Genomic DNA, 5,096 nt, shown 5'->3' with positions numbered 1-5,096 from the left:
CCCACAAGGGATTAATAAAATTTTGATATGCAAATTAGATGTGTTTTAGCTTATCTCATTAATCGTGATTAATCTCTCAAAATTAAATAAACTTGTTTCAATTGACGTAGAAACTGCGATCGCTGGGGCTTAGATTGGGCGTATCTGCCACCAATTAAGCAAATTTGTCAGGGCTTGCGTCTTCAAACTCCAGCATTACACTCAACCGCTCATCATTCCTTAGCGTACTGAGTAATTCTTTAATATATTGCCCATTTCTTGGCTTGAGCGATTCTTCGAGAACACCGCACATCGCAGAAAATTTTGGTGTATCGAATGTATCTTAAGTTGCTCCCAATGTGATAGCATACCTTCAACAATTTTAGATAGCATACCTAATCCATGAATCAAGTTCGACTCCCTAAAGTTAGCGTTGCCGTGATTGGTTTGGTAGTTGCAAGCGTATTTCATGCTACTCCAGTGCTGGGAGCTATTCTAACTAGACAAGAATTTTCAGGTGATTTTACTTTAGTCGATGCTACTAGCCCATTCCTTACGAACTCTTTGCCAGAAGAAAGCGAATATTCGGGATTCGTGGTTTACTCAGAGTCCGGGACTTTGAGCGATTGGGAGCTATCCGTCAACAGTCTAGACCTAAATTTGAAGAGAGTCCCTACTAATGGCGGTAACTTAACCCCAGATGTCGATTTTGAGCTTGATTCTGGGTCGAATTGGAATTTAGTAGTTGATTTTGGCATTGCTTTTGATGCTCCAAGATATACCCTAGAAAGAACTTCAAGCTCTGAAATTACCTTGACGGGTGCAGTGGGACGGGCAGGAACATACATCTATCAAGATTCTGCTGTCAATATTACCCTGAGTTCTTCATATACATCAGTACCTGAACCCACTTCCCTACTAGGTCTATTGTTTGGAGTTGGTGCAATTGCTGTCTCTAAAAAAGCTGGTAAGACGAAATAGTAAAGCATGAATTACTCAACTCTTTGCCAAAGCTTTATCGATCTACACCGCAACCAACCAATCAATCAATCGCATACCACAGACGTACACCTGCTATCCATTGTTAACCCAAAGAAGCCACTGCTCCAGGTATGCGTTCCATATTGGTTTGGTTCACTACCAGCTATCCCAATAGCCGAGCCGATTGTGGAGACTAGCTGTTGGTAATCTCTCAAAATTAGATAAACTTGTTCAATTGACGTAGAAACGGCGATCGCTGGGGCTGAGATCGGGGTACGCTGTGGATTACAGGGTTTACACGAGGACTCAGCCTTCAAAGGGAGCATCATCGCCATCGCTTCGTTAGCATAATAAAAAGGATAAATGAACAGTAAAAATAAATCCAGTAACTTTTATGAGTCAAACACAATCGGAACTAAAGCTATTAACCTTCGATGAATTTATCGAATGGTATCCAGAAAACTCAGAAGTACGTTATGAATTACATGATGGGGTGATTGTGGAGATGCCAAAGCCTAAAGGGGAGCATTCTGATTTAGCTGGTTTTTTGATTGAAGAATTACTGATCACAATTAGAGAGATGGGTAAACGCGGTATCTGGACTATACCGAAAGAATCCATTATTAAACCATACCGAGAAAAATCAGGGTACGAACCGGATATTATTGTTTTAAATCAAGAAACTATTGATACTGAAACGCGTTGGAAGAAAGAATCAGTTATCCATAATGCTAGTTCAGTCAAACTAATAGTTGAAGTAGTGTCAACCAACTGGCAGGATGATTATTACGATAAGCTTCGTGACTATGAAGCTATGGGTATACCTGAATATTGGATTGTGGATTATGCAGCTTTGGGTGGACGTGTATTTATTGGTAGTCCCAAAGTTCCGACTATTTTTGTCTGTGAACTTATTGATGGTGAATATCAAATGACACCCTTTAGAGGAACAAACCTTATAGTGTCTCCTACTCTTTGTCAGTTCAATCTAACCGCACAACAAATTTTTGACTCGGTGATGTGAACTTTTTTAACTCCAAAAAATTGTCAATGCCAGATTTTTAACACTTTCGTATTAGTGAAAAACAGTTCAAATCTTATAACGAAGTCAAATCTTATAACGAAGCATCAAGATGGTTCGTCAAATTAACAAGAATCGAAAAACCTGATTTCTCTTTAGGTAAAAATTTGATTTAGGATCTCATTGAGTTGTCAAGAATTGTAATAGACGCAGCTATGAGAAACCTCGTTATAATCGCTCCCGCAGCACTCGAAGTCGCGTTAACGGACGTGGAAAGCAACCTTCTTAACAATTTTTTATAGCTGTTTTATGGTAAGGGAGCTAGCAATCTTCGCCGAATGTTTGCTGCACCATGCACAATTCCTAGCACTGCACCGATGTAAAGCCCAATATGAACTCCCCAAACCAATATAAACTTAGGAACTTCTACTGGCTCAACGACTGGCGTAATCTGATCGACAAAGAAGGAAAACTGAAAATAATAAAATATGAATCCTGTAATCGGAGCAAGCACAATTGCCCAAGTAATCGGATACTTTGCCCTGTTCAGTAATTGGCGATAAGACAAAGGTAACTTTCGTCTCTGATTAATCAGTAAAAATATACCGTAGCTAAAAAAACCAGCGAAAAAGCCTGCCTCAAATCCAACTGCGCTTACTTGCCAGCGAAAACTAGAATCATAGGAGACATTTTTAAAGTAATAAAAGTAAGCAGGTGAGAGAGTACAGGTAATTTGATCGTTAACGATACCAAACCCAGCACCGATTAAACCAGACATGGTTAAAAAGAAGTATTCCTTAAATTTTGTAGGTTTGGTTGGATTACGCCAGTAGTCTAACCCTACAACCAAACCCATCAGCAAAAACAAAATTAGCAGTCGATACTGGTATGGAATACTTTGCATGTCTTTAATTGTTTTGTGTGTGATTCACGAACATAATTTCAACACTTCCGTTGGCGATAAGCTTTATTGTTGGGCTAGATATAGCGGCGGTGTATTAGGGATTATCATCCCAAAACGAGCAAAATGTACGTTTTCAACGCCAACAGCATCATAGAAATGGTGTTACAGGATGTAATCTATAAAACATTGATAGTACTAAGATATTTGTAAAATTCCTGATCAGCAATATTAAAAGCTAAATTTATAGATAGTTAATTACTGAGATAAAAATATAGTCAAATATCAGCCAATACGGGAGCAAAAGTCTTATACAGCATTACCTACCAAAAACACTTGTGGTCAACCATCTACGGTTTTGAGCCAGAAGCGTTTCTTAATTTTTGATTGATGCTGACGGAGATTCTACGTTGTTAGTCAAACGTGGAATAGGTGATTGAAAGTGCTTCAACAAGAGCCAATAGCTCATGGCTCTTCAGGATTCAAATTACTCGTTGACCTAAGCTAACCGACAGGATTCCACAACGGCTGATGCACAATGCAGATGTCATACCATTTGCCATGTCATTTCCTGCCCCGCCCCCAAAGGTACAAGCCCAGATTCCATAAACGGAACTTCATCAGGAACGCGCCAAGTCGTTTTGGACAAGGTAATTCGCTCGGTATTACGCGGTAGTTGATAAAAATCTGGGCCATAGAAGCTAGCGAACGCCTCCAGTTTATCCAGGGCTTTCACGCTTTCAAATGCTTCGGCATACAACTCAAGGGCGTGCAGAGCCGAAAAGCATCCCGCGCAGCCACAGGAATTTTCTTTGCTGGTGCGGGTATGGGGAGCGCTATCGGTACCTAGAAAAAACTTCGGATTCCCCGATGTTGCCGCTTGCAACAAAGCCTGACGATGCTCCTCCCGTTTCAAAATGGGCAGGCAATAAAAATGGGGGCGAAGGCCGCCTTTGAACAGGGCATTACGGTTAAACAACAAATGTTGTGGCGTAATTGTTGCCGCGATGGTGTTGGCAGACAGGACATACTGCACCGCATCGGAGGTGGTGATATGCTCAAGCACCACCCGCAGGTTGGGAAATCGCTGCTTGAGGGGGATTAAATGTCGCTCGATAAACACCTTCTCGCGATCAAACGTATCAACATCGTTATCAGTCACTTCCCCGTGCAGTAATAACGGCATGTCCACCTGCTGCATCGCTTCAAAGACGCGATCACCCTTGCGAATATCCGTCACACCGGAGTCTGAGTTGGTCGTTGCACCGGCTGGGTAGTACTTGACCGCTTTGATAAACTGGGATTCTTTCGCCCGGAGAATGTCGTAGGGGCTGGTGTTGTCGGTGAGGTAGAGCGTCATCAATGGCTCAAACTTTTGTCCCTCTGGAATGGCGGCGAGGATGCGATCGCGATAGGCTGCCGCATCTGCCACCGAGCGGATAGGGGGCTTCAAGTTCGGCATGATGATCGCGCGGGCAAACTGACGCACCGTGTAGGGCAGAACCGCTTTCAGTGCTGCACTGTCGCGGAGATGCAGATGCCAATCGTCAGGTCGGGTGATGGTAAGCTTTTGCATCCTTTCATTATAAAACGGCAACAAGGGCCTCATGAAAATAGGGGCGATCATCCAGATCTGGTATGGGGCGATCGCTATCTATGATACTGCACTCAAGTTTGCTCCTAATGACCTCAAAACTTTTAAGCGCAAAGGTTTCGCTCTCGAAAAGCTGTCCGAGCTACAGTTATCTCAACCAGCAGTATACAGAGGCTATTAAGGCTTTAAAGCAAGGGATCGCCTATGATAGTGCCTTTTCTCGATACCACAGTGATGCAATTGATATCAGTTATCACGGAATAATTATTGAAAGATTAGCCGAACTATACTTAACCAACAAGCAGTATACAGAAGCATTCGCAAGTTATCAACAAGCATTTGCTACTTATGAAACTGCCATTCAACTTGCTCCCGTTGACTTTTGCAATCACGCGCTCAAAGCTGGTGCATTAGCATCTGTGCCTGATTTGCATTGCAGCTTGTCATAATACACCCAAGCAGTTGCTTACTATCAACAGGCGATCGCTTGCTATAATACCTCACTTGAAATTAAATCTCTCAAAGCTAATGAATTCGATAAAGCTCGCGTGTTGCAAAGATGGGGTAAGTAAGTCGGGGAGAAAATTTATAGGTATGTAACAAAAAATTAAGCAGAAGAA

The 5,096-nt window shown here is 42.1% G+C and carries 6 protein-coding genes; 3 read left to right on the top strand and 3 right to left on the bottom strand.

Annotation, left to right across the window (positions count from 1 at the left end; genetic code table 11):
• Positions 1–381 precede the first annotated feature (381 nt).
• Positions 382–960 (top strand): PEP-CTERM sorting domain-containing protein, encoded by a 579-nt coding sequence (locus tag VB740_RS17090; RefSeq protein ID WP_323201159.1) that lies wholly within the window; start codon positions 382–384, stop codon positions 958–960.
• 65 nt (positions 961–1,025) lie between these two features.
• Here VB740_RS17090 and VB740_RS17085 read toward each other — a convergent pair whose 3' ends face one another.
• On the bottom strand, positions 1,026–1,295 hold the full coding sequence (locus VB740_RS17085) for a hypothetical protein (protein WP_323201158.1): 270 nt from the start codon (positions 1,293–1,295) through the stop codon (positions 1,026–1,028).
• A gap of 59 nt (positions 1,296–1,354) precedes the next feature.
• Between VB740_RS17085 and VB740_RS17080 the strand changes: the two genes are divergently transcribed.
• Positions 1,355–1,984, top strand: coding sequence for a Uma2 family endonuclease (locus VB740_RS17080; protein ID WP_323201157.1), 630 nt, complete (start codon positions 1,355–1,357; stop codon positions 1,982–1,984).
• A 304-nt stretch (positions 1,985–2,288) separates the two neighbouring features.
• On the opposite strand, the gene VB740_RS17075 is transcribed toward VB740_RS17080, so the two are convergent.
• Positions 2,289–2,885, bottom strand: coding sequence for a hypothetical protein (locus VB740_RS17075; protein WP_323201156.1), 597 nt, complete (start codon positions 2,883–2,885; stop codon positions 2,289–2,291).
• Between the two features lie 544 nt (positions 2,886–3,429).
• A complete protein-coding gene (gene pyrC / locus VB740_RS17070; RefSeq protein ID WP_323201155.1) occupies positions 3,430–4,458 on the bottom strand; it encodes a dihydroorotase in 1,029 nt (342 codons plus the stop codon).
• A gap of 107 nt (positions 4,459–4,565) precedes the next feature.
• Here pyrC and VB740_RS17065 point away from each other — a divergent pair, with 107 nt between their 5' ends.
• A complete protein-coding gene (locus tag VB740_RS17065) occupies positions 4,566–4,925 on the top strand; it encodes a hypothetical protein (protein ID WP_323201154.1) in 360 nt (119 codons plus the stop codon).
• Positions 4,926–5,096: the final 171 nt, after the last annotated feature.

This window comes from Nostoc sp. UHCC 0251, from assembly GCF_034932245.1.
Lineage (GTDB): Bacteria > Cyanobacteriota > Cyanobacteriia > Cyanobacteriales > Nostocaceae > Nostoc.
This window is presented reverse-complemented; position numbering and strand designations above follow the sequence as displayed.

Coding starts and splice junctions, on each gene's coding strand:
- pyrC (WP_323201155.1), bottom strand. CDS start 4,458: ATGCAAAAGCTTACCATCACCCGACCTGACGATTGGCATCTGCATCTC.
- VB740_RS17085 (WP_323201158.1), bottom strand. CDS start 1,295: ATGGCGATGATGCTCCCTTTGAAGGCTGAGTCCTCGTGTAAACCCTGT.
- VB740_RS17075 (WP_323201156.1), bottom strand. CDS start 2,885: ATGCAAAGTATTCCATACCAGTATCGACTGCTAATTTTGTTTTTGCTG.
- VB740_RS17090 (WP_323201159.1), top strand. CDS start 382: ATGAATCAAGTTCGACTCCCTAAAGTTAGCGTTGCCGTGATTGGTTTG.
- VB740_RS17065 (WP_323201154.1), top strand. CDS start 4,566: ATGACCTCAAAACTTTTAAGCGCAAAGGTTTCGCTCTCGAAAAGCTGT.
- VB740_RS17080 (WP_323201157.1), top strand. CDS start 1,355: ATGAGTCAAACACAATCGGAACTAAAGCTATTAACCTTCGATGAATTT.